Annotated in this window: 17 protein-coding genes; 7 read left to right on the top strand and 10 right to left on the bottom strand. The window is 53.6% G+C overall.

The features are described from left to right. Positions 1–33 precede the first annotated feature (33 nt). The 3 genes from panS (at position 34) to Z042_RS06285 (ending at position 2,646) form a co-directional block, all read left to right on the top strand. Complete coding sequence (panS, locus tag Z042_RS06295) at positions 34–951, top strand: ketopantoate/pantoate/pantothenate transporter PanS (RefSeq protein WP_024913356.1); 918 nt, start codon at positions 34–36, stop codon at positions 949–951. A 172-nt stretch (positions 952–1,123) separates the two neighbouring features. Next, complete coding sequence (locus Z042_RS06290; RefSeq protein WP_024913357.1) at positions 1,124–2,377, top strand: FAD-dependent oxidoreductase; 1,254 nt, start codon at positions 1,124–1,126, stop codon at positions 2,375–2,377. After that, positions 2,374–2,646 (top strand): ferredoxin family protein, encoded by a 273-nt coding sequence (locus Z042_RS06285; RefSeq protein WP_024913358.1) that lies wholly within the window; start codon positions 2,374–2,376, stop codon positions 2,644–2,646. Before Z042_RS06290 ends, Z042_RS06285 begins: the two co-directional genes overlap by 4 nt. Here the strand turns inward: Z042_RS06285 and Z042_RS06280 are convergent. The 5 genes from Z042_RS06280 to Z042_RS06260 form a co-directional block, all read right to left on the bottom strand. Then, positions 2,619–3,578 carry an electron transfer flavoprotein subunit alpha/FixB family protein gene (locus tag Z042_RS06280; protein ID WP_024913359.1) on the bottom strand — a complete coding sequence of 320 codons (960 nt, stop codon included), beginning with the start codon at positions 3,576–3,578 and terminating at the stop codon, positions 2,619–2,621. The genes Z042_RS06285 and Z042_RS06280 overlap by 28 nt on opposite strands. Then, entirely contained in the window at positions 3,575–4,381 is an 807-nt protein-coding gene (locus Z042_RS06275; RefSeq protein ID WP_024913360.1) for an electron transfer flavoprotein subunit beta/FixA family protein, read from the bottom strand. The genes Z042_RS06280 and Z042_RS06275 overlap by 4 nt, the downstream gene beginning before the upstream one ends. Before the next feature lie 12 nt (positions 4,382–4,393). After that, positions 4,394–5,725, bottom strand: coding sequence for an MFS transporter (locus Z042_RS06270; RefSeq protein ID WP_024913361.1), 1,332 nt, complete (start codon positions 5,723–5,725; stop codon positions 4,394–4,396). A 54-nt stretch (positions 5,726–5,779) separates the two neighbouring features. Continuing rightward, a complete protein-coding gene (locus tag Z042_RS06265) occupies positions 5,780–7,234 on the bottom strand; it encodes an FAD-binding oxidoreductase (RefSeq protein ID WP_024913362.1) in 1,455 nt (484 codons plus the stop codon). A 185-nt stretch (positions 7,235–7,419) separates the two neighbouring features. Continuing rightward, positions 7,420–8,205, bottom strand: a complete 786-nt coding sequence (locus tag Z042_RS06260) for an SDR family oxidoreductase (RefSeq protein WP_024913363.1) — start codon at positions 8,203–8,205, stop codon at positions 7,420–7,422. 419 nt (positions 8,206–8,624) lie between these two features. On the opposite strand from Z042_RS06260, the gene Z042_RS06255 reads away from it, so the two are divergent. Both Z042_RS06255 and Z042_RS06250 read left to right on the top strand, forming a co-directional pair. Next, positions 8,625–9,908 (top strand): MFS transporter, encoded by a 1,284-nt coding sequence (locus Z042_RS06255; protein ID WP_024913364.1) that lies wholly within the window; start codon positions 8,625–8,627, stop codon positions 9,906–9,908. 24 nt (positions 9,909–9,932) lie between these two features. Next, the gene (locus Z042_RS06250) at positions 9,933–11,381 is read left to right on the top strand and encodes an FGGY-family carbohydrate kinase (RefSeq protein ID WP_024913365.1); all 1,449 of its coding nucleotides are present in this window, start codon (positions 9,933–9,935) and stop codon (positions 11,379–11,381) included. Positions 11,382–11,736: 355 nt separating this feature from the next. Here Z042_RS06250 and Z042_RS06245 read toward each other — a convergent pair whose 3' ends face one another. Next, entirely contained in the window at positions 11,737–12,303 is a 567-nt protein-coding gene (locus Z042_RS06245; RefSeq protein WP_024913366.1) for a glycerol-3-phosphate responsive antiterminator, read from the bottom strand. A 152-nt stretch (positions 12,304–12,455) separates the two neighbouring features. Beyond that, a complete protein-coding gene (metH, locus tag Z042_RS06240; RefSeq protein ID WP_335337258.1) occupies positions 12,456–16,145 on the bottom strand; it encodes a methionine synthase in 3,690 nt (1,229 codons plus the stop codon). 241 nt (positions 16,146–16,386) lie between these two features. Here metH and iclR point away from each other — a divergent pair, with 241 nt between their 5' ends. Both iclR and edd read left to right on the top strand, forming a co-directional pair. Continuing rightward, positions 16,387–17,217 (top strand): glyoxylate bypass operon transcriptional repressor IclR, encoded by an 831-nt coding sequence (gene iclR, locus Z042_RS06235; RefSeq protein ID WP_024913368.1) that lies wholly within the window; start codon positions 16,387–16,389, stop codon positions 17,215–17,217. A gap of 275 nt (positions 17,218–17,492) precedes the next feature. After that, entirely contained in the window at positions 17,493–19,307 is a 1,815-nt protein-coding gene (edd, locus tag Z042_RS06230; RefSeq protein WP_024913369.1) for a phosphogluconate dehydratase, read from the top strand. Positions 19,308–19,316: 9 nt separating this feature from the next. On the opposite strand, the gene aceK is transcribed toward edd, so the two are convergent. The 3 genes from aceK to aceB are packed head-to-tail and all read right to left on the bottom strand — an operon-like array spanning position 19,317 to position 24,091. Continuing rightward, the gene (gene aceK, locus Z042_RS06225) at positions 19,317–21,080 is read right to left on the bottom strand and encodes a bifunctional isocitrate dehydrogenase kinase/phosphatase (RefSeq protein WP_024913370.1); all 1,764 of its coding nucleotides are present in this window, start codon (positions 21,078–21,080) and stop codon (positions 19,317–19,319) included. Between the two features lie 55 nt (positions 21,081–21,135). Then, a complete protein-coding gene (gene aceA / locus Z042_RS06220) occupies positions 21,136–22,443 on the bottom strand; it encodes an isocitrate lyase (protein ID WP_024913371.1) in 1,308 nt (435 codons plus the stop codon). Between the two features lie 49 nt (positions 22,444–22,492). Further along, on the bottom strand, positions 22,493–24,091 hold the full coding sequence (gene aceB, locus Z042_RS06215; RefSeq protein ID WP_024913372.1) for a malate synthase A: 1,599 nt from the start codon (positions 24,089–24,091) through the stop codon (positions 22,493–22,495). Between the last annotated feature and the right edge of the window lie 336 nt (positions 24,092–24,427).

Raw genomic sequence — 24,427 nt, 5'->3', positions numbered from 1 at the left:
GCCAATCGCCTTATGTTAAGGAAAACATCATCAATGCTGGCAAAAATAACCCGTTTATTCCCACTGTGGGCCCTGCTGCTCTCCGTAGTGGCTTACTACACGCCCACAACCTTCACCGGCCTCAGCGCTTACGTCAGCCCGTTGCTGATGCTGATTATGTTTGCCATGGGCGTAACGCTGCGCTTGGATGATTTTAAGCGCGTACTGTCACGCCCTGGCCCGGTAGCGGCGGGGATTTTCCTGCATTACCTGATTATGCCGCTGGCAGCGTGGCTGCTGGCGATGCTGTTTCGCATGCCGCCGGATCTCTCTGCCGGTATGGTGCTGGTGGGCAGCGTCGCCAGCGGTACGGCGTCTAACGTGATGATTTATCTTGCTAAAGGCGATGTGGCGTTATCCGTGACCATTTCTGCTGTCTCCACCTTGGTCGGCGTGTTTGCCACCCCGCTGCTGACGCGCCTGTATGTCGACGCCGAAATCAGCGTCGATATCATGGGGATGTTATTGAGTATCCTGCAAATCGTGGTGATCCCCATCGGCCTTGGGCTGATCGTTCACCATACGTTCACCAAAACGGTAAAGCGTATTGAGCCGTTCCTGCCAGCGCTGTCGATGGTTTGTATCGTCACCATCATCAGCGCCGTGGTAGCAGGCAGCCAGAGCCATATCGCTTCTGTCGGGCTGGTGGTGATTATTGCGGTGATCCTGCATAACAGCATCGGGTTAGTGGGTGGTTACTGGGGCGGCAAGCTCTTAGGGTTTGACGAATCCACCTGCCGCACATTGGCAATTGAAGTGGGTATGCAGAACTCTGGACTGGCGGCCACGTTGGGCAAGATTTATTTCTCGCCGCTGGCAGCATTGCCTGGCGCCCTGTTCTCGGTGTGGCATAACCTTTCCGGTTCTTTGCTAGCCGGTTACTGGTCTGGTCGGCCGATCAACAAAGAATAACCCCTATTCTGCTGTTCCGAAGGGCCATTCACTGGCCCTTTTTTACCGTTAACGCCCTCCTAAATCCTGCCCACCTAGTAGTGGAAAGAGTCAGTATAGAAACTGTGCAGAATCAATAAACGCATGGCGACAAATGCTATTCTGAACCACTCACCACACGGGGATAACGCCAATGGGACAGGAAGATTTTGCCACCATTATCGTTGGCGGCGGCATTGCCGGTTGCACTGCTGCTTTGTTGCTGGCACGTGCCGGTATCAACACGTTGCTGCTGGAGCGCGGCCAACAGGCAGGCAGCAAAAATGTCAGCGGTGGGCGTCTATATACTTATCCCCTCAGCCAGTTGATCCCGGATTTTGCTAAAACCGCGCCGTTGGAACGCCCCATTACGCAGGAAAAGCTGTCGCTACTGAGTGGCGACAGTGCGATCACCCTTGATTACCGCCACCCTTTGCCCTGCTCTTACAGCCTGCTGCGGGCGCGTTTTGATCCCTGGCTGCTGGCACAGGCCGAGGCCGCTGGCGCGCAGTGCCTGACCGGCGTCAACGTTGATGAACTGATCGTGCAACAGGGGCGGGTGACCGGCGTTATGGCGGCGGGTGAAGCGCTCTCTGCCAAAACGGTGATCCTGGCAGAAGGGGCTAATACGCTACTGAGTGAACGGTTCCACCTTCAGGCTAAACCGCCCGTCGCTACCATGGCCGTTGGCGTCAAAGAGGTGCTGGCATTGCCCCGCGAGCGCCTGGAAGACCGCTTCGCGCTGGATGATAGCGGCGGCTGCGCCTGGCTGTTCGCTGGTCAGCCCACACAGGGGAAAGTCGGGGGTGGCTTCCTGTATACCAATCGCGACAGCCTGTCGCTTGGCGTCGTCTGCAATCTCTCCAGCCTGGCCGACAGCGAAATCGCTCTGCCGCAGATGTTGCAGCAGTTCAAACAGCACCCGGCCGTGCGGCCATTGCTGAAACACAGTGAATTGCGCGAATACAGCGCACATCTGATCCCTGAAGGCGGAGCCAAGAGTATTCCCCCCCTGTACGGCCCCGGTTATCTGCTGATCAGCGACGCCGCACGGCTGTGTATCAACACCGGTCATACGGTACGTGGGATGGATTTGGCTATGTTGTCGGCACAGGCAGCGGCTGAAACCCTGATTGCCGGGCAGGATCTGGAGCACTATCCGCTGCGGCTGCGGCAAAGTACTCTCTGGACGCTGATCCAGCAATATCGCCGCCTGCCGGAAGTGATGCTACAGTCGCCACACTGGTTCACCCGCTACCCACAATTAGCGGCTGATGTGCTGCAAGAGATGTTTACAGTCAACGGCGATGCCCCCTCACCGTTACGCAAATTACTGTGGCGACATGCGCGCCGCATCGGTTTAAGGCAATTACTCAAAGACACTGTCAATGGAATACGCAGCCTATGAACCCGCCGGATCTGAGCCACAATCATTACCAAGTGGATAATACCCATCCACATATCATTCTGGCCGATGAACCAGATCGCAGCATGCTGATGCGCCTGGTTATCGCTTGCCCTGCCGGGCTATATCAGTTGCAAGCGGACGGTAGCCTGCGTTTCGATGTCCATGGTTGCCTGGAATGTGGTGTTTGCCGTCTACTGTGTGGGGAAACAACCCTTGCCCGCTGGAGTTACCCAGAGGCGGGTTATGGCGTTGAGTTCCGTTTTGGTTGAAGAACGTTAGCTAGTTCATTCAGTACATCATGCATATCGCCCACAATGCCAACATCGGCCTGGGCGAAAATCGCCGCCTGCGGGTCGCTGTTGATCGCCACGATAAAGCGGCTGTGACGAATCCCGATGGCAAACGCCGGGGCACCAGAAACCCCGGCGGCGATACAAACCTCAGGCGCAATCATCGCCCCCGACATCCCCAACAGGCGTTCCATGCCACACCAGGCATTCATCACCACCGGCCTGCTGGCGGCCAGTTCAGCCCCTTGGCTTGCTGCCCATTGCTGCAAATGCGCCACCTGCCGCGCACTACCGGCCCCTTCCCCCACCGCCAACACATAGCGAGCCTGATTCAGTAAGGGCTCCACCGCCTGCGGAATACATTCTGTTGCCAATAACCACTCAGCGTCAGGTATCCTGGCAGGTATAAAGCGTTCGGCAAACAGTGGAGCTGAACCAGGTTCCAGCCTGCGAGCGCCGCAGCGCGCCACCCCCAGGCACCAGGGAGCCTTACCCAATGCCAATTCGGCAGACAAATGATTGCCATAAACCCCCTTATGCACCCAGCATTCCTCACCATCAATGCGTATCTGCTCAACATGGCAGCAGGCAGCCCCCGCTATCCGGCAGGCCAGGCGCGTTGCCAATTCTCCCCCTTCGTTACCGGCAAACAACAGCATCTGCGGCATAAAAACCTGATGCATCTGCTCCAACACGGCCAGCCGGGTTTCCGTCAGCCGGGGAACATCAGCCCAGCGGATATGTGCGATTTCCCCCGCCAACTGCGGCTGGTGCTGCGGTGCCTGCTGGCTGAATAGCCACAGCTCCATACGTAGCGAAGTGAGTTCACTTTTTTTCAGGAATTGGTTGATAGAGTAGGCATGCGAATAAAAATCGGGCGCATCAGCATCCATGATCAACGCAATATTCATGGCTGCCACCGTTCACGGAGATACTCGTGATACAACCGTTGCACTTTCTGCACCACAGAATCCCCCTCAATCAGCACCCCGGCGCGCTGGTGCGCCAAGTGCGTTAAACCACACAGCCGAACCTCAACAGGCGGCCATGCAGGCAAAGCCAGCTCGGCCAGCGTCAGGCGCTGGATTTGCCGTTTACTCGCTGCCAACTTCTGTTTCAACGTAGGAACACGGAGCACACTCGCCTGTGGCGAATTCCCCACCGCCAGCACCAGCGGCGGTTTCACCGTCATCACTTCCAGACCGTAAGCAGATTGCCGGGTCACCCGCAAAGCCCCTGCCTCCGCCGCCGGTTCCAGTTGGCAAACCCCGGTGATACAGGGCCAGTTCAAGCGTTCCGCCAACAGCAACGGCGTTTGACCGTTCTGCCCCTCACTGCTTTGTTCCCCCAATATAATCACCGTCTGTTCGGCAATCTGCTGGTGATAGGCAGCGATTAAGGTCGCGACCATGGCTGGGTTAAACCGCAAATCCCAATCTGCCGGTGGTTCAACACGCATCGCCTGCTGGTACTCCAGGGCCAGCAATTGTTTCAGGGCCGGTTCGGCTGCCGCATCCGCCACGGTGAATACGCTCAGGTTGAGATCCATCGCATCACGCAGCATCAGCGCCATTTCTGCCGCACTTTCGTCAAAACCATTCAGCAAGCGCCGGGTGAAACTGACGTCAATCCGCCACTGCGCATCAGGCTGCCAGTCCTGTTGCGCTAACATACTCAGATCCGGCGCCACCTTGACGGCCAACAGCAGATTCATTCACTTCTCCTGTCAGTGGGCATTTAACGGTTTTACCGAGGAAGCACCAACCAGCGTCAAATCCTTGGTTTCTGGTGCCCACAATATTGAAACCCATGCCCCCAGCACCAATACACCGGTCAGGATCAACATGGTGGTCTGCAAGCCTAAATAAATCATTGACAGTGGCAGCAAGCCGGTACTGATCGCCGAACCCAGCCGGCTCATTGAGGTAGCAAAACCCACCCCTAATGAACGGATATCCGTCGGAAAACTTTCTGCCGGGAACACCCCAACCAAATTACTCACCGCAGAAATCGTCAGCGTAAACAGGGCAAACAACGGTATCGCACCTTGGCCCGGCGGCACCAGCGCCAACGCGCCCAAGCTCGCAGCCAGGATCCAGAACGAACCAATCAGGAAACGGCGGCGCGGCAGCCATTGGGTCAACATAATACCCAGCAATGCCCCGACCATCAGTAACGCATTGAGCAACAGATCGGTAGCAAAGTTCTGGCTTTGCCCCAAGGTGGTGAGGATTGAGGGCAGAAAGGTATAGATAGCGAAATACGGGATCACCAGGCAGACAAAAAACAGGCTGTTAAATGCGGTACGCCGCCAGTAACGTGCCGAAAACAGGGTGCGGAGATGGCGCGCACTTTCCACCGGAATTTCATCATTGAGGATCACCTGCGGGCCAAAACAACGCCGTACCACCTGATGTGCTTCGGCAATCCGCCCTTTACGCATCAGCCAACGTGGAGATTCCGGCGTACCAATGCGCAACAGCATGATCAACAACGCCGGAACCGCACTGGAAGCCAACAGCCAGCGCCAGGAATCCGGCCCCAACTCGGCCAGAAAATGGCCAGCAAAACCGGCGGCAACGTAGCCCAACGTCCAGATCACGCTGAATGAACCCAGCAAAATACCGCGATGCTTGCGCGGAGAAAACTCTGCCAGCATGGTATGGCCAACCGCATAATCGCCCCCCAACCCTACCCCCACCAGCACCCGCAGCCAGAATAACTGTTCCGGTGTAGCGGCAAAAAACTGCATCACTGAGGCCAACGTAATAATCACAAAGCTAAAGCTGAAGATCTTCTGCCGCCCGATACGATCGGAAAGCCAGCCCAATACCAGGCTGCCCAAAAACAGGCCGATCAGCGCCGAACTGCCGATCATTCCTTCCCAAAACGGCGTCAGGGCCATCTGTGGTTTCAGTTGTGCCAGCGCAAAGCCAATGACCCCCAACACATAGCCGTCAGTAAGATGTGCACCAAAAGTCAGCCCAGCGATTTTCAGATGAAAAGCGTTGAGCGGAACATCATCCATACGCACTTGCTGAGGTGATCGTGGTGCCATCGTAGCCCCCATGTTTCAGCGCAAAAGGCCCGGTTTACCGGGCCATCGTCGTTTTTATTTCTCAATTGGATAGATAGTGCCCGTATTCATAATGCCGTTCGGGTCATACACCTCTTTCAACGCTTTGAGGATGTAGTAGGCGCTACCGTGTTCATCCTTGGTCCAATGCACCCGGTGTTTGCCGATACCGTGGTGATGCACCATTGAGCCGCCCTGTTTGATGGTTTCCTCCACGATGATTTTGTTCAGCGGATTATGATACTTGTCGATCTCATCTTCCGGTTTGCAATCCACCACGTTGTAGTCATACACAAAGTACATATTGGTGCCGTTGATATAGCTGTGGGATGAATGCCCCCCCAACATGGTGATATCCCCCGCATGCGGGAATTCATCACGGATACGGCGGATCACGTTCTGGTAAATGGTATTGATGCTGGCCCAATCTCCAGAGACTTCGGTGGTGAAACCCATATTGTTGGTCTTCATGATCTGTACCCGTTCTGCCGCTACTTTATCCGGGCCCCAGTTCAGGTTGTTGAACCAGGTTTCAATCAGCTTGCTGTCGACCTGCTGGCATTCTGGATAACGTTCTACGATTTCCTCGATACCTGCCCCGGTGGCCTGCGCGATGTTTTTCGCTCCTTCGGCCATAAAAATCAACACGCAGCGCCCGTCGGCAAAATGGGTAAAGTGCTGCATGCCATCTTCTGCGTCATACAGGCGGGCAATGGAGGGGCGATAGCCTTCGACCATCACTTCACGCAGGATGTTGAAACCGGTTTGCATATTATCGAGAACGTAACCGTAGAACAGGTTGTTTTCTGGCATGTATTTGAAAATCTTCACCGTCACTTCGGTGATAAAACACAGTGCCCCTTCGTTACCGATAATCACATGGCGGATATCCGGCCCGGCCGCACGGCGCGGCACGTTTTTGATGCGGGTGATGTTGCCGTTCGGGAATACGGCTTCCAGCCCGACCACCATATCTTCAATCGCTCCATACAACGTGGAAAACTGGCCGATACTGCGCGTTGCAACCAGGCCGCCCATCTGCGCCAGCGGTTTGGACTGCGGAGAGTGCCCGGTGGTATACCCTTGGGCACGCAGTTGATTTTCCAGCACTTCCAGCGGTACGCCACACTGTGCTGTGGCTTGCATATTACGGATATCAATGCTGATGATGCTGTTCATCGCGGAACCGTCCAGCACCACCGAATTCTTCACCACCGTTTCCAGGCCACCCTCGGTAGCCGAAGCGCCGGTACGCGGCACGCCGTTGATTCCGTGCTTATTCATAAACGCCAGCACATCGGACACCTGCTGGGTATTCGCCAGTTTCACCACCGCAGCCGGTAGCGGCTGGGTAAATACGCCATGAATATCGGCATATTTTCTAAAACGATCAACGCTGTTTTTTTGCAGCACTTGCTCATCGGTAATGACACGTTCAGAGCCAACAATTTCTTTCAGATGAATGACAATATCTTCACGAGACAGAGACATAATTACCTCTTTCTGATGTTAAATTTCACTTAAAATATAAAAACCACATTTACCCAATGGCTATTGATTTATGGAAAGCACATACCGGTAGGCTTATTAATAATAAGCAACCGGAATAAATATATGCGACCAATCACACAACAGATTGCCAGGCAAAGGGTATAAAAATAGAAACCACCTTGTTTCTAACGCACCAAATAACCGCCATCGACTACCAGCAAATGCCCATTAACATAATTTGATGCCCGGCTGGCTAAAAACACCATGGCTCCCATCAAATCCTGTGTTTCACCCCAACGGTTTGCTGGAATATGATCGAGGACGCGTTTGTTAGTTTCCGGGTTTTTACGGGTTTCTACTGTGATATCCGTTGCATAATAACCCGGTGCAATACCATTAACTTGAATATTATATTGCCCTAATTCATCACAATAAGCTTTGGTAAAACCGGCAAGCGCATGTTTAGTTGCCGAATAAGCCGGTGACCATTGCCCACCGAGATAAGAAAATAAAGAGCAAATATTGATTATTTTCCCTTGTTTTCTCGGGATCATAATTTTTGCCGCTTCATAGCTCAGTTCAAACGCCGCCGTCAGGTTGATGTCAATCATCGGGTCCCAATCTGCACGGCCAAAATCCAATACCTTGTTCAGCTTACAAATACCGGCGTTATTCACCAGAATATCCACCGTACCAAAGGTTTCCAGGCATTGTGCAATCACTCTGGCCGGAGCGCCTTTCTCGGTGATGTCCACCTGCATAAACTCAACCTTAACCCCTTGTTGCTCAATGAGTTCACGGGTTTGGCCCTGATCCATGATAAAGCTGGGAATAAACAGATTGGCGCCCGCTTTGGCCAGCGCTACGGCAAATGCCTGCCCCAGCCCGCTGTTCCCTCCGGTAACAATGGCCGTTTTACCTTTCAGAGAAAAGAAATCCAATGAGAACTCATTTAACGCGTTTAATGACATGATATTGCCCCTTGGCCCAGAAAAAACGCAAAAAAAAGAGAAAAATAAGCTCCCCCGCCATCAGCAGAGAAGTTACTTTTCTCATCGTCTCTAGTAACTACTAAAAAAATAGCACATATACCCTACGTTATTCCGTGACAATAATCACAATTTTATTCCGCTATCGCAAGCGGCAACTCTCATTAATCTTTATTTTCATTTACCGATGAATATCATGATAATTTATTGAACGGTAATATTTAATAAATTAGAGCCACTTCGATTTTGTGATAACTCTCACAGATGAATTCATCAACATCATGTTATTTATTAATACAGTTACTGAAAGAGACGAAGAGAAAAGTAACTTCCTGCCTTGCGGGAAGCCTGCTTTTCTCTTTTTTTATTTAACTCAGCCTATTTATGCGGAACCGGAGCATATGGAAAAACCTAATTCCCACCGTTGGTTAACGCTAGCCATAATAAGCATCAGCGGCGGAGTAAGTTTCGATTTGGCTTATCTTCGCTATATTTATCAAATTCCCATGGCAAAGTTTATGGGTTTCTCCAATACCGAAATTGGGCTGATTATGAGTACCTTCGGGATTACCGCGATTATTTTATATGCGCCTAGCGGAATTATCGCCGATAAATTTTCCCATAAAAAGATGATGACCTTTGCGATGATCGCCACCGGCCTGCTGGGGTTGCTGATGGCGGTTTACCCTCCATTCTGGGTGATGATCCTGATTCAGGTCGCCTTTGCCATCACCACGATTCTGATGCTCTGGTCAGTGTCGATCAAGGCCGCTTCCCTGCTGGGCAACCATGAGGAACAAGGCAAAATCATGGGTTGGATGGAAGGATTGCGCGGCGTTGGCGTGATGGCACTGGCGGTGTTCACCATGTGGATTTTCTCGCTGTTCGCGCCAGAAAACCCCAATAGCCTGAAAAGCGTGATCCTGATTTACAGCGGCGTCTATATTCTGCTGGGTGTTCTGTGTTGGTTTTTTGTCAGTGATGGCTTCACGACCACAACCGACGCCGCAGAAAAACCACGGGCATTCAGCCTGAACGACATTATCTCGGTGCTCAAAATCAGCACCACCTGGTATTGCAGCATGATTATTTTCGGCGTGTATACCATTTACGCCATCCTCAGTTACTCCACCAATTACCTGACCGAAATGTATGGCATGACGTTGGTCGCCGCCAGTTACATGGGGATTGTGATCAACAAAATCTTCCGCGCCATGTGTGGCCCGCTGGGGGGATTGATCACCACTTATACCCGCCTGAAATCTCCAACTCGGGTAATTCAATTATTGGCCCTGGTGAGCATTGCCACCCTGGCCTTGCTGCTGATAACCAACCAGAATCCAACCTCTGTCGCTGTCGGTATTGGCCTGATCCTGCTGCTGGCCTTTGCCTGTTACGCCTCACGCGGGTTGTACTTTGCCTGTATCGGTGAAGCCAGAACGCCAAAATACATCATGGGCACCACCGTCGGTATCTGTTCAGTGATCGGTTTTCTGCCCGATGTGTTTGTCTATCCGGTGGTCGGTCACTGGCAGGATACACTGCCCGCTGCCGATGCCTATCGCAACATGTGGTTAATGGGGCTGGGAGCCACCTGCCTGGTGGTGGTATTCACCTTCCTGCTGTTTAGCAATATCAAACGCGCCAGTGCTAAAAACACCACCGGGCAGCCAGTGACCGAATAACTAATCTCCTTGAGGAAGGGCGACATGAAAAGCAAATACCTGATGGGTGTCGATGTCGGCACCCAAAGCGCGAAAGTGGTTATCTTTGATCTGGACGGTAATGCGATTTGTGAGGGAAAACAGCAACTCCGCAAGATGGATATCCCCGCACCGCTGCTGGCGGAGCACCCGGATGATGATTTATGGGATTCGCTCAAGGTGGCATTCCGCCGAGCCATGCAGCGTTTGGGGGAGCGCGGCGGCAGGCCACAGGATATTCTGGCCATGGGGCTGTGCATCGTGCGTTGCTGCCGCGTCTTGCTGAAGGCCAACGGCGAGTTGGCTTATCCGGTGATTAACTGGATGGATAAGCGTTTGAATAAGCCCTATGAATATATTGATGCCTATGCAGGGGTGAAGTACGTCACCACGACTTCCGGTTATATTACCCATCGCCTGACCGGCGAATTTAAAGATACCTGCGCCAACTATATCGGCTGGTGGCCGATGGACAATGACACTCTGGATTGGAGCACCGATCCCGCCGCCTGGCAAAGCTGTAATCTGACGCGCGAGATGGTGCTGGAAGTGGTGAAACCGGGTGAGATTCTTGGCCACATCACCCAGCAGGTGGCGCAACAGCTTGGCGTACCAGCCGGTATTCCCGTGGTCGCCACGGCACATGATAAAGCGGTGGAAGCTTTGGGTGCTGGTTCCCTTGATGAAGGCGTGGCGCTCATTTCCCTCGGTACTTACATCGGTGCCATGGTACACGGCCATGCCAACGTTAAGGATGCGCAAAACTTCTGGCCGTTCCAGGCGTCGATCCCTGGTCGTTATCTGTATGAATGCATGGGCGTGCGGCGCGGCATGTGGACCATCAGTTGGTTCCGCGATCAGTTTGGCGCAGCAGCTCTTTCAGAAGCCCATGATGCCGGGGTCAGTATCGAAGAATTACTCAATCAGGAAGCTGAATGTGTACCAGCCGGTTGTGAAGGGCTCATCACCGTACACGACTGGGCGCCGCCTTCCGAAGCCGAATTCCGCAAAGGTGCCATGATCGGTTTTGATGGCCGCCATACGCGGGCACACATGTACCGCTCAGTGCTGGAAGGCATCGCTTTCACCATGAAAAATCATATGGATAAGATGGCGCAAGAGCTGGCCACGCCGTTCAAGAGCCTGATTATTTCCGGCGGCGGGGCCAATAGCGATCTGTTTATGCAGATTTTCGCTGATGTGTTTGGCATCCCAACCTGCCGCAACATCATGAAAGGTTCCGCTGCGGTCGGCTGCGCCATCAACGCCGGAATGGCAGTGGGGGTGTTCAACGATTACGAGCAGGCGGCGCAGAAACTGGTGCGGATGGGCGACAGTTTTGTACCGGATATCAACAACCACCGGTTCTACAATCAACTGAATCAGCAGGTTTACCAGCAGGTGAACAAGCACCTTGATCCGTTGTTACAGGCACTCAGCCCATTGGTGGATTAGAGGCCCTGTATTGCGTCTCTCTTTACGAGCTGTTTTTTGTTCACCGATTGGGATGAGTATTCATTTCGTGCGCTAAAGATACTGCCTTCATCTGCAAGCACATATAATGCGCCCGAGCAGGGGGCTCAAGAGCCAGCCCCCTGCACCCCGGCCCTTGCCATATCAGGCGACCGCTATGCGGTTACCCTCACTGCGCCACAGCGCATCACGGCCGGCTACGACAGGCGTCCATGGCGGTTTCGCCTATGCGCTGCGTCTGCGTTCGGCGCCTTCAGTGGCGTTAACATCTGTGTCCACCTTGCCGGGACAGCCCCAAAAAGAGAAAGGATAGATTAGTTTTAAGCCTTATCTTCCATTACAGCTTCAATTTCCACACATCATGATTAGTCGTCGCAACCGCAATCGCTCCAGCGCGCAGCGCAGTTTGCGCATCGTCTTCGTCGCACACCAGCCCACCGGCGATAATCGGCAAATCGATTTTCTCTGCCACCCAGCCCAGCACTTTAGGCATACACCCCGGCAGGATTTCGATGCAGTCCGGCGTTGATTGCGCAACTTGTTTATCAATATTGTGAAAGGAAATGGAGTCCATGATAAACAACCGATGAATAGCGTAAAAACCGTGCTGCCGCGCGGCTTTCACCATCGCCGCTTTGGTGCTGATAATGCCATCAGCAGCCGTAACAATTTTCAGGAAATTGATCACGATTTCTTTGTTGGAACTGCCCTCCAGCAAGTCAACATGCACGAAAGCATACTTACCAGCCTCTTTAATCTGCTGCACGATGCGGCCAATATTGCAGATATTGCCGTACAGCACAGAGATAATCTGGCAATCCGACTTCACCGCAATCTGTAGGCTTTCATGATCTTTTACCGCTGCAATCACCGGATGCAGCCTTAATAGTTCAACAATAGACACGGTAGGTATTCCCTTAAATCAGACTTACTCCAGCACCAAAGTTTTCAGCTTTTGCAGTTCATCTACCCTATGGATTTCAAGTTGGCCGCTCTTGCGCATCCATGCGCTCGCAACGTTTGTCTATCCCTGTACGGCACAAGACCACAGGGAGATCAATTATCCGCGTCGTACCCCAGATTCGGGGCCAACCAGCGTTCAACCTCGCTAACACTCATCCCTTTGCGCACCGCGTAATCCTCCACCTGATCGCGCTGAATTTGCGCCACGGCAAAATATTTGCTCTCTGGGTGGCTGAAATACCAACCGGAAACCGCTGCCCCTGGCCACATGGCAAAAGATTCGGTCAATTCCATGCCGGTATGGCGGTGAACCTCCAGCAACTGCCAGATCTCGGCTTTTTCGGTATGCTCCGGGCAGGCTGGATAGCCGGGTGCCGGGCGGATACCCTGATAGTTTTCCCGGATCAGTTCTTCGTTACTCAGATTTTCATCCGCTGCATAGCCCCAGTGCAGCTTACGCACCTGCTCATGCAGATATTCGGCAAAGGCTTCCGCTAAGCGATCCGACAACGCCTTCACCATGATTTTGTTGTAATCATCGTGCTTGGCATCATAGGCCTCCGCCAGCGCATCCTCTTCCAAACCGCCAGTGACGGCAAACGCGCCAAAATAATCCGCTTTACCGCTGCTTTTCGGCGCCACAAAATCCGCCAGACAGTAGTTCGGGAAGTCGGTTTTTTCGGTCTGCTGGCGCAGGTGGCGGCTGACCACCAGCAATTCGTCACGGTTTTCATCGCGGTAAACTTCAACATCGTCACCGACTCGGTTAGCCGGGAACAGGCCGTAGACGCCGCGTGGGTTGAGGCTGCCGCTGGCTGCCAGTTGATCCAGCATCTGATTGGCATCGTGGAACAGGCGTTTGGCTTCTTCCCCCACCACCTCATCTTCCAGAATGCGCGGATATTTGCCCGCCAGCGACCAGGTCATAAAGAACGGCGTCCAGTCGATATAGTGGCGCAGTTGGTTGATGCTCGCAGTGACCGGGAATACCCCCAGTTGGTTCGGCACCGGTGGCTGGTAGTTTGCCCAATCCAGCACCATGGCGTTATCCCGCGCCTGTTGCAAACTGACCGGCGGCGTGCGCGGTTTTTTGCGCCCGTGCTGGATACGCACGGTTTCGTATTCTTTGCGTGTGCGGACAACAAACTCGTCACGTTGGCTATCCGACAGCAGCGCCGATACCACACCAACGGTACGCGAGGCGTTTTGCACGTAAGTGGTCGGCCCGCTGTAGTTCTGTTCGATTTTCACTGCGGTGTGCGCCTTAGAGGTAGTCGCACCGCCGATCAGCAACGGCAGGGTAAAGCCCTGACGCTCCATCTCTTTCGCTACGTTCACCATCTCGTCCAGCGACGGGGTGATCAGGCCCGACAGGCCGATAATATCCACCTTCTGTTCGCGTGCGGTCTTGAGGATTTTGTCCGTCGGCACCATCACGCCCAGATCGATAATTTCGTAGTTATTACATTGCAGCACTACGCCAACGATATTCTTGCCAATGTCATGCACATCGCCCTTCACCGTCGCCAGCAGGATCTTGCCCGCCGTGCTGCCTTTCTGTTTGCTGGCTTCAATATAGGGTTCGAGATAAGCCACCGCCTGCTTCATCACGCGGGCAGATTTCACCACCTGCGGCAGGAACATTTTCCCTTCGCCGAACAAATCGCCCACCACGTTCATTCCAGCCATCAACGGCCCCTCGATCACTTCGATCGGGCGCTCGGCTTGCTGGCGCGCCTCTTCGGTGTCGAGTTCAATAAACTCAGTGATGCCTTTAACCAGTGAGTATTCCAGGCGTTTTGCCACCGGCCAGCCGCGCCATTCAGCCTGCTGTACCGCCACTTCACCTTCTTTGTTGCCACGGTATTTTTCTGCCAGTTCCAGCAAGCGTTCGGTGCCGTCCGGGCGGCGGTTGAGCACCACATCCTCCACCGCATCGCGCAGCTCGGTGCTCAGATCGTCGTAAATCGCCAGTTGCCCAGCGTTGACGATCCCCATATCCATACCGTTACGGATGGCGTGATACAGGAATACCGCGTGAATCGCTTCACGCACCGGTTCGTTACCACGGAACGAGAACGAGACGTTGGAGACACCACCGGAGATCATCGCGTGCGGCAGATGGGTTTTGATATCACCGCAGGCTTCGATAAAGTCAACGGCGTAGTTGTTATGCTCCTCGATCCCGGTAGCAACAGCGAAAATATTCGGGTCAAAAATGATGTCTTCCGGCGGGAAGCCGACGCGTTCAGTGAGAATCTGATAAGCACGGCGGCAAATCTCGAACTTGCGCTCGCGGGTATCGGCCTGACCCACTTCATCAAACGCCATCACCACCACTGCGGCACCGTAGCGGCGCACCAGTTTGGCATGGTGAATAAAGGCTTCTTCACCTTCTTTCATTGAGATCGAGTTAACGATGCCCTTGCCCTGAATGCATTTCAGCCCTTTTTCGATCACGCTCCATTTGGAGGAGTCGATCATAATCGGCACACGGGCAATATCCGGCTCACCGGCGATCAGGTTAAGGAAGCGCACCATCGCCGCTTCGGCGTCGAGCATCCCCTCATCCATGTTGATGTCGATGATTTGTGCACCGCTTTCCACCTGCTGGCGCGCCACAGCCAGCGCTTCGCTGTATTTTTCTTCTTTGATCAAGCGTTTGAAACGAGCCGAGCCGGTAACGTTGGTGCGTTCGCCCACGTTGACGAACAGCGATGTAACATCAATATTCAGCGGTTCCAGGCCGGATAAACGGCAAGCCACCGGCAGCTCTGGCAGCTTGCGGGGCGGCACGCCCTCTACCGCCTGCGCCATCGCGGCGATATGGGCTGGCGTGGTGCCGCAGCAACCGCCGATGATATTCAGGAAACCCGCATGCGCCCATTCGCCGACCTGTTCTGCCATTGCTTCAGCATCCAGATCGTATTCACCAAAAGCGTTCGGTAAACCGGCATTAGGGTGCGCAGTGACATAACTTTCAGAAATGCGCGCCAGTTCCGCCACATATTGGCGCAGTTCATCCGGGCCAAGCGCACAGTTCAGGCCGAAGGTCAGTGGCTTAACGTGGCGCAGCGAATTGTAGAAGGCTTCGGTGGTTTGGCCGGACAGGGTGCGGCCAGAAGCATCGGTAATGGTGCCGGAAATCATGATCGGCAACGTCACACCCAAGGCTTCAAATTCGGTTTCTACCGCAAAGGCTGCGGCTTTGGCATTCAGGGTATCGAAAATGGTTTCGATCATAATCAGATCGACACCGCCTGCCACCAGCGCGCGGGTCGATTCGCGGTAGGCTTCCACCAGCTGATCGAAAGAAACATTACGAAATGCCGGATCGTTAACATTGGGTGAAATCGACGCGGTGCGATTGGTTGGGCCCAGCACCCCAGCGACGTAGCGCGGTTTTTGCGGGGTACGTGCAGTCCATTCATCGGCACAGGCGCGAGCCAGCAACGCGGCCTGATGGTTAATCTCGGCAGACAGCGACGCCATCTGGTAGTCGGCCATGGCAATCGAGGTGGCATTGAAGGTGTTGGTTTCCAGAATATCGGCGCCGGCCTCCAAATAGCCATGATGAATCGCCGTGATCACCTCTGGCTTGGTCAGCACCAGCAAATCGTTGTTGCCTTTCAGATCGCTTTGCCAATCAGCAAAACGTTCCCCACGGTAATCCTGCTCCTCCAGCCGATAACTCTGGATCATAGTGCCCATACCGCCGTCCAACACTAAAATACGCTGCGCTAACTGCTGGCGCAGTTGTTCCACTCGATTCGTCACTGTCACCCCTTATCTCCGCCGACTTGCCAGCGGCCAGATATAGATAATCGCCATCGCCCAAATAAACGAGCCATCCTAGCACAGGTTAGGCCCGCAGGGGGGTGAACAGGTATTGAGAGTTTTTCATACTCTAAATAATTCGAGCACCGGTTGCTTAGCCAACAGATCCGATGAGTAAAGATGCCCCTTGCAATTCATACTCAAAAAACGAAAATGAATTCCACCATACGGAAAATAGAGGTGAGCCATGGCCACACCCGTACCCGCCAAACGCGGCAAGAAACCGCGCGCCGCAGCACCCGCCACCAGTGCCGCCACTGGCCAGGTTCAGTCACTGACTCGCGGCCTGAAGCTACTGGAATATATTGCCGAAGCACAGGGGAATGTGGCGCTCACCGATCTGGCCCAACAGGCTGGATTACCTAATTCCACTACCCATCGCCTGCTCACCACCATGCAACAACAAGGGTTCGTGCGCCAAGTGGGCGATCTGGGCCTATGGACCATCGGCGCACATGCTTTTGTGGTCGGCAGCAGTTTCCTGCAAAGCCGCAACCTGCTGGCGATGGTGCACCCAACGCTGCGCCGCCTGATGGAGGAATCGGGCGAAACGGTTAATCTGGCGGTACTGGATACCAGCGAATATCAGGCCGTGATTATCGATCAGGTGCAATGCACCGCACTGATGCGTATGTCAGCCCCGATCGGCGGTAAATTACCGATGCATGCCTCTGGCGCAGGCAAAGCCTTCCTGGCCACGCTGTCAGACGCTCAGGTTACCAAGCTGCTGCATAAAAAAGGCATGCACACCTATACCGCACATACCCTGACACCGCATAACCTGAAAGAGGGGTTGGCGCTGATCCGCAAGCAGGGGTTTTCGTTTGATGATGAAGAACATGCGCTCGGCCTGCGCTGCGTGGCGGCCTGTATTTTTGACGAACACCGCGAGGCTTTTGCGGCTATCTCTATCTCCGGCCCGGTTTCACGTATTACTGACGATCGTGTAACAGAACTTGGAGCCCTGGTGATACACGCGGCAAAAGAGATCAGCCTTGAATATGGTGGGGTGCGTTAACCCTCTCACCAGCCCCCATCTTGGCCAAGCGGCCGAGGTGGGAGGCAAGCCGTTTCTGTTGTATTTCTGTGACTCCCTGTAGGGATCTTGTTTCACTACCAACCAAAACCATGAAGCCGATCACAGTTAGCGATCCTGCCTGCTGAAGCCAATTGCAACCAAGAACATTTCCCTCGATATTGTTACCGATAACATGTTACCGGTAACTTTAACTGGAAATAACGAAACAATCGGCCCGCAGCCATCGTGCATCAGGGCTGCCATGCGAGGACGGAATGATTAACCCTACCCTATCACGCGTAACACAACGCATCATCGAACGTTCAAAACAGAGCCGCACAGCTTACCTGGCGCGCATCGCTGCGGCTCGCTCACAGACCGTCCATCGTTCACAACTGGCCTGTGGCAATCTGGCACACGGCTTTGCTGCCTGCCAGCCCAGCGATAAAGCTGCGCTGAAAAATATGGTGCATAGCGATATCGCCATCATTACCGCCTATAACGATATGCTTTCTGCCCATCAACCCTATGAAAATTATCCGCAACGGTTGAAACAGGCCTTGCACAGCGTCGGCGCTGTCGGCCAAGTGGCTGGAGGCGTGCCCGCCATGTGTGATGGGGTGACCCAAGGGCAAGATGGCATGGAGCTTTCGTTGATGAGCCGCGATGTGATCGCGATGTCTGCCGCCATTGGCCTTGCCCATAATATGTTCGACGGCGCGCTGTTCCTCGGTATTTGCGACAAGATCGTGCCGGGCTTGGTGATGTCTGCCCTGTCCTTTGGCCATCTGCCCGCCGTATTTGTGCCCGCTGGGCCGATGAGCAGCGGCCTGCCAAACAAAGAGAAAGTCCGGGTGCGCCAGCTTTATGCGGAAGGTAAGGCCGACCGTCACGCATTGTTGGCAGCAGAAGCGGCGTCTTATCATGGCATCGGCACCTGTACCTTCTACGGCACCGCCAACACCAACCAGATGGTGCTGGAAGTGATGGGTTTGCATCTGCCGGGAGCATCTTTTATCCACCCCGAAACGCCACTGCGCGATGCCTTGAACGATGCCGCAGCGCGCCAGGTGACCCGGTTGACCGAAACCAGCGGCCATTATTTACCCGTCGGTCAGTTGGTTGATGAGAAAGTGGTGGTGAACGGGATTGTCGCGCTATTGGCCACCGGCGGTTCCACCAACTTGACCATGCATATGGTCGCGATGGCGCGGGCCGCGGGCATCATGATCAACTGGGATGATTTTTCTGAGCTTTCCGATGCGGTGCCATTATTATGCCGCATCTATCCTAATGGCCCGGCAGATATCAATCAGTTTCAGGCCGCCGGAGGCGTACAGTTGGTGATACACGAACTGCTGAAAAACGGCCTGCTGCATCAGGATGTGCATACCGTCGCCGGTTTCGGCCTGGAGCGTTACACTCAGGAACCCTGGCTGGATAACGGTCAATTGGCCTGGCGCGACGGGGCGCGAAGCTCACTGGATAATAATGTGATCGCCAGCATTGCTGCTCCGTTCGAGCACCACGGCGGCACCAAAGTGCTTACCGGTAACCTGGGGCGTGCGGTAATGAAAACCTCGGCGATACCTGCCGATAATCAGATTATTGAAGCACCGGCAATCGTATTCGAAAGCCAGCACGATATCGTACCCGCCTTTGAAGCCGGTAAGCTGAATCAGGATTGCGTGGTGGTGGTACGCTTTCAAGGACCACAGGCCAACGGTATGCCTGAGCTGCATAAACTGATGCCACCGCTTGGCGTGCTGATGGATCGCGGCTTTAAGGTGGCGCTGGTGACCGACGGCCGCCTGTCGGGAGCTTCCGGCAAAGTGCCTGCGGCGATCCATGTCACGCCGGAAGCCTGCGCCGGTGGAGTGCTGGCAAAAGTGCAAAACGGTGATGTGATCCGTATTAACAACCACACCGGTGAGCTGCAACTGCGGGTTGATACTGCCGAACTGGCCCAGCGCGCTGCTTATCAGCCGGAGCTGAACGCCGATCACATTGGCTGTGGCCGTGAATTGTTCAGCGCGTTACGCAGCCAGCTTTCCGGCGCGGAGCAAGGAGCTTGCTGTATCCCTTTTTAAATTTGGCAATCAGCCAGCCCGTTCAATGGCTTCAACCTGCGGCGCCCCAGCAGGCAGGCGCTGGCTGAAACGGCGTTTTTTGCGGTAGGCAAACACGTCCTCTACGTGCCCATCTTTGATGCGCTGTTGCAAACCCCGCCAGTAATCCGCCGCAAACAGGTCACTGTGCATCTCCTCAAAGACTTGCCGGATGCGTTTATCGCCACACAGGAAATGGCGGAACTCTTCTGGAAAGACATCGTTCGGTGAGATGCTGTACCAGGGTTCGCTGGCCATTTCGTCTTCGGGATAGCGAGGTGGTGGGATATCGCGAAAATTCACTTCGGTCATGTAGCAGATTTCATCGTAGTCGTAGAACACCACCCGCCCATGACGAGTCACACCGAAGTTTTTGAACAACATATCACCGGGGAAAATATTGGCCGCTGCCAGCTGTTTAATCGCATTACCGTATTCTTCTATTGCATCATGCAGTTGCTGCTCATTGGCCTGTTCCAGATACAGGTTCAGCGGCGTCATGCGCCGTTCCATATAAAGATGCTTAATCACCACCTGCTCGCCAAGATCTTCCAGCTTTTCCGGCACTTCACGCTGTAACTCGGCCCACAATTCCGGGCTGAGGCGGGCTTTATCCACCACGAAGTTTTCGTATTCCTGTGTATCTGCCATACGCCCAACGCGGTCGTGTTCCTTAACCAGCTGATAGCAGGCCATCACCTGGGCTTGCGTCACTTCTTTCTGTGGGGCAAATTCGTCTTTGATTACTTTGAACACCCGATCAAAAGACGGCAAGGTGAACACCAGCATCACCATGCCTTTCACGCCAGGCGCAATGATAAATTGTTCCTGAGACTGCGCCATGAAGGTCAGATATTCGCGGTAGCATTCAGTTTTGCCGTGCTTTTGGCAGCCAATCGCCATATACAATTCGGCGGTGGTTTTGCCCGGTAAGATCTCCCGCAACCATTCCACCATCGCCGCGGGCAACGGCGCATAAACCATAAAGTACGAGCGAGCAAAACCAAACACGATGCTGGCTTCGGCTTTGCTGGTCAGGCAGGTATCAATAAACAGAGCACCGGAATCGCTGCGATGGATCGGCAGCAGGAACGGATAAACCCCCTCTGCCAGCCGCAGTTTGCCCACCAACCAGGCAGCTTTATTACGGTAGAACAGCTCATTGGCAACCTGGAACGTCGCCTCGGCCAATTGCTGCGCGCTGAATGCCTGCTGTAATGCTTCGGTGATATAACGGATATCACGCGGCAGATCTTCCCACGGCAGCCGCAGCGGGAGATCGGTCAGCAAACTGCGCAGCATCATCGCCATATCGCCATGAGGCATGAAATTGCGCGCCAGTGGCCGTGGAATATCACGAAAACGCCGTTCGGGCTGTGAAGTGAAAACAAACAGTTTATCCGGCGTTAAATCACGGTGTTTAAACAGGCGGCAGTAAACCGAATTAAAAAAACTCTCGGCAATTTCAAAACGCGGGTAATCCGGCAGCAATTCGGTATACACCGCTTTTACCCGGCTGGGAAAATCCGCATCGTAATAGCGTTGCCCGGTGATGCATTTCAACTGTTCCACCACCAAACCTACGTGATGATCGTAGAGGTGAATACGCTGTTTCATCGCCTGCTGCACGGCGGGCCAATCGGCCTGCTCAAAACGCTGTTGCGCCCCAGCGGTGACCTCCAGAAAGCGGCCATACTGTGCATCAAATCCCTGTAAGATCGTCTGTGCGATCAACAATTCCCGCTTTGCCGCCATCTTTCCCCCCACCCAGGTAGCAGAGCCTGCAAATGCAGGCTCTGGATTACAGAGATCAGAACTGCTGTTCTTCGGTCGAACCGGTCAGGGCGGTAACGGAAGATGCCCCACCCTGAATGATGGTGGTCACTTTATCGAAATAACCGGTTCCCACTTCTTGCTGGTGCGAAGCAAAGGTATAGCCACGTTCAACAGCGGCAAACTCTGGCTGCTGCACTTTTTCGACATAGTGTTTCATGCCTTCGCCACGAGCGTAGGCGTGAGCCAGATCGAACATGTTGAACCACATGCTGTGAATACCGGCCAGGGTAATGAACTGGTATTTGTAACCCATGGCAGACAACTCATCCTGGAAGCTGGCGATAGTTTGGTCGTCCAGGTTCTTCTGCCAGTTGAAAGATGGCGAGCAGTTGTAAGCCAGCAGTTTGCCAGGGAATTTGGCATGAATCGCCTCGGCAAAGCGCTTCGCTGCTGCCAGATCCGGGGTCGATGTTTCACACCACACCAGATCGGCATAAGGGGCATACGCCAAACCGCGGCTGATCGCCTGTTCAATGCCCGCATGAGTACGGAAGAAACCTTCGGCAGTACGTTCACCCGACACAAAGGCGCTGTCGTACGGATCGCAATCGGAGGTCAGCAAGTCTGCCGCATCGGCATCGGTACGCGCAATCAGCAGGGTTGGCACACCGAGCACGTCGGCCGCCAGGCGCGCAGCCACCAGTTTCTGGATCGCTTCCTGGGTTGGCACCAATACTTTGCCCCCCATATGGCCGCATTTTTTCACCGCCGCCAGTTGATCTTCAAAGTGTACCCCGGCAGCACCGGCTTCGATCATCGCCTTCATCAGTTCAAACGCGTTCAACACGCCACCAAAACCGGCTTCCGCATCGGCAACAATTGGCAGGAAATAGTCGGTGTAACCTTTGTCACCCGGTTCAATCTGGTTCGCCCACTGGATCTGATCGGCGCGACGGAAGGTATTATTGATGCGTTCGACCACCGCTGGCACAGAGTCTACCGGATACAGCGATTGATCCGGGTACATGGCAGAGGCGGTATTGGCATCCGCAGCCACCTGCCAGCCTGACAGATAAATGGCTTCCACACCCGCCTTCGCCTGTTGCAGCGCCTGACCACCGGTTAGTGCCCCCAGGCTGTTGACGTACCCTTTGCGGGATTTACCGTGCAGCAGTTCCCATAGCTTGGCTGCGCCGTTTTGCGCCAGCGTGCATACCGGGTTAACTGAACCACGCAGATTAATCACGTCTTCGGCGCTGTAAGGGCGCGTAATTCCTTCCCAACGTGCTGATTTCCATTCCTGTTCCAGTTGTTGGATCTGTTGGGTACGAGAGGTTGTCATATTTTTATCCTTTGTAATTAATGTAGGGTTAATAGTCTGGAACGGTTTATCAGGCCAGTAATTCGTAGCCGGGTAAGGTCAGGAAATCGATCAGTTCATCTTGCGTGGTAATACGTTCCATCAGGTGCGTCGCTTCTTCGAAGCGACCGGCGCTGTAACGCACCTCACCCAGTTCTTCACGTACCACCAACATTTCTTCTTTCAGCATTTGGCGAAACAGTGCCTTCGTCACCAGTTGGCCGTTGCTGAGGCTCTTTTCATGATGTATCCACTGCCAGATGGAAGTACGGGAAATTTCCGCAGTGGCAGCATCCTCCATCAGCCCATAAATCGGCACACAGCCATTACCGGAGATCCAGGCTTCGATGTATTGCACTGCAACACGAATATTGGCCCGCATCCCTGCTTCGGTACGTTCACCGTCACAAGGTTCTAGCAACTGGGCTGCAGTAATCGGCGCGTCCTGCTCGCGCAGTACTTCCAATTGGTTCTGGCGCTCGCCAAGAATACGGTTGAAGACTTCCATCACCGTATCGGCTAATCCCGGGTGCGCTACCCACGTGCCGTCATGCCCGTTGGTGGCCTCCAGCTCTTTGTCTGCACGCACCTTATCCAACACTGCCGCATTTTGTTCCGCATCTTTGCTTGGGATAAACGCCGCCATTCCCCCCATCGCAAAAGCGCCACGTTTGTGACAGGTCTTGATCAGTAAGCGTGAATAAGCGCTGAGAAAAGGTTGGGTCATAGTGACGGACTGACGATCCGGCAGTACACGCTCGCCGTGATTTTTCAACGTCTTAATATAGCTGAAGATGTAATCCCAACGGCCGCAGTTCAGCCCAACAATATGATCGCGCAGGTGATACAGGATTTCGTCCATCTGGAATACTGCGGGCAAAGTCTCGATCAGTACGGTCGCTTTGATCGTCCCACGCGGCAGCTCGAACCGATCTTCGGTAAAGCTGAATACTTCACTCCACCAAGCCGCTTCCTGCCAGGATTGGGTTTTCGGCAGATAGAAATAAGGGCCACTGCCTTTTGCCAGCAATTGGCGATAGTTGTGGAAAAAGTACAGGGCAAAATCAAACAACCCACCAGGAATGGCTTCACCTTGCCACTGCACATGTTTCTCTGGCAGGTGCAGGCCACGCACGCGGGCAATCAATACCGCCGGGTTCGGTTTGAGCTGGTAAATCTTACCGGCTTCGTTGGTATAAGAAATGGTGCCATTCACCGCATCATGTAGGTTGATTTGCCCATCGATCACTTTGTCCCAGCTTGGAGCCAGAGAATCTTCGAAGTCAGCCATAAACACTTTAACGTTAGCATTCAGAGCATTAATCACCATCTTACGTTCAACCGGGCCGGTAATCTCAACCCGACGATCGCGTAAATCATCAGGAATACCCCGGATTTTCCAGTCACCATTACGAATGGAATTAGTTTCCGAAATAAAATTCGGAAGACCACCACGGTCAATAGTTTCCTGCCAGCAGGCGCGTGCAGCCAACAGCTTGTTACGTTGCGGAGTAAATTTCGCTACCAGTTCCGCCAGGAATTCGACTGCATCATCCGTTAACACCTGTCGTTCAGCCGCGCTGAAACCCCGCGTAAACGTTAACTCCGTGCCTGCCATCTGTTGCATCATTGTCTTTACTCCTTCCCCATCATCCCGCACCGCCATTGCTGGCTGAACGAAGTATTATTGTTGGAAATCACAGCGATTCAGGGTGAAATACAACCGCTAATTGGTTAGATATCAGCCCTTTTGAATCTTAGAATAACCAACAAAAAACAAAAATCAAAAACGATTTCCATTTTTTTATTAAATATTTTATTAACCTTTTATTATCAATTAATTACATAAATTATCATTAACAACAAACAAGGAACTCCGTTCCATTAACCGAGATATTTACATAATTCGTTGTTTTTAAATGAGTTATTAATAATGGGGGATGTGAAATAGGGAGGAAAAGTGTAG

This window comes from Chania multitudinisentens RB-25 (assembly GCF_000520015.2).
GTDB classification, from domain to species: Bacteria; Pseudomonadota; Gammaproteobacteria; order Enterobacterales; family Enterobacteriaceae; genus Chania; species Chania multitudinisentens.
This window is presented reverse-complemented; position numbering and strand designations above follow the sequence as displayed.

Bases quoted from the DNA above. Each gene is read 5' to 3' on its own strand.
- panS (WP_024913356.1), top strand. From the start codon at position 34: ATGCTGGCAAAAATAACCCGTTTATTCCCACTGTGGGCCCTGCTGCTC.
- Z042_RS06290 (WP_024913357.1), top strand. From the start codon at position 1,124: ATGGGACAGGAAGATTTTGCCACCATTATCGTTGGCGGCGGCATTGCC.
- Z042_RS06285 (WP_024913358.1), top strand. From the start codon at position 2,374: ATGAACCCGCCGGATCTGAGCCACAATCATTACCAAGTGGATAATACC.
- Z042_RS06280 (WP_024913359.1), bottom strand. From the start codon at position 3,578: ATGAATATTGCGTTGATCATGGATGCTGATGCGCCCGATTTTTATTCG.
- Z042_RS06275 (WP_024913360.1), bottom strand. From the start codon at position 4,381: ATGAATCTGCTGTTGGCCGTCAAGGTGGCGCCGGATCTGAGTATGTTA.
- Z042_RS06270 (WP_024913361.1), bottom strand. From the start codon at position 5,725: ATGGCACCACGATCACCTCAGCAAGTGCGTATGGATGATGTTCCGCTC.
- Z042_RS06265 (WP_024913362.1), bottom strand. From the start codon at position 7,234: ATGTCTCTGTCTCGTGAAGATATTGTCATTCATCTGAAAGAAATTGTT.
- Z042_RS06260 (WP_024913363.1), bottom strand. From the start codon at position 8,205: ATGTCATTAAACGCGTTAAATGAGTTCTCATTGGATTTCTTTTCTCTG.
- Z042_RS06255 (WP_024913364.1), top strand. From the start codon at position 8,625: ATGGAAAAACCTAATTCCCACCGTTGGTTAACGCTAGCCATAATAAGC.
- Z042_RS06250 (WP_024913365.1), top strand. From the start codon at position 9,933: ATGAAAAGCAAATACCTGATGGGTGTCGATGTCGGCACCCAAAGCGCG.
- iclR (WP_024913368.1), top strand. From the start codon at position 16,387: ATGGCCACACCCGTACCCGCCAAACGCGGCAAGAAACCGCGCGCCGCA.
- edd (WP_024913369.1), top strand. From the start codon at position 17,493: ATGATTAACCCTACCCTATCACGCGTAACACAACGCATCATCGAACGT.
- aceK (WP_024913370.1), bottom strand. From the start codon at position 21,080: ATGGCGGCAAAGCGGGAATTGTTGATCGCACAGACGATCTTACAGGGA.
- aceA (WP_024913371.1), bottom strand. From the start codon at position 22,443: ATGACAACCTCTCGTACCCAACAGATCCAACAACTGGAACAGGAATGG.
- aceB (WP_024913372.1), bottom strand. From the start codon at position 24,091: ATGATGCAACAGATGGCAGGCACGGAGTTAACGTTTACGCGGGGTTTC.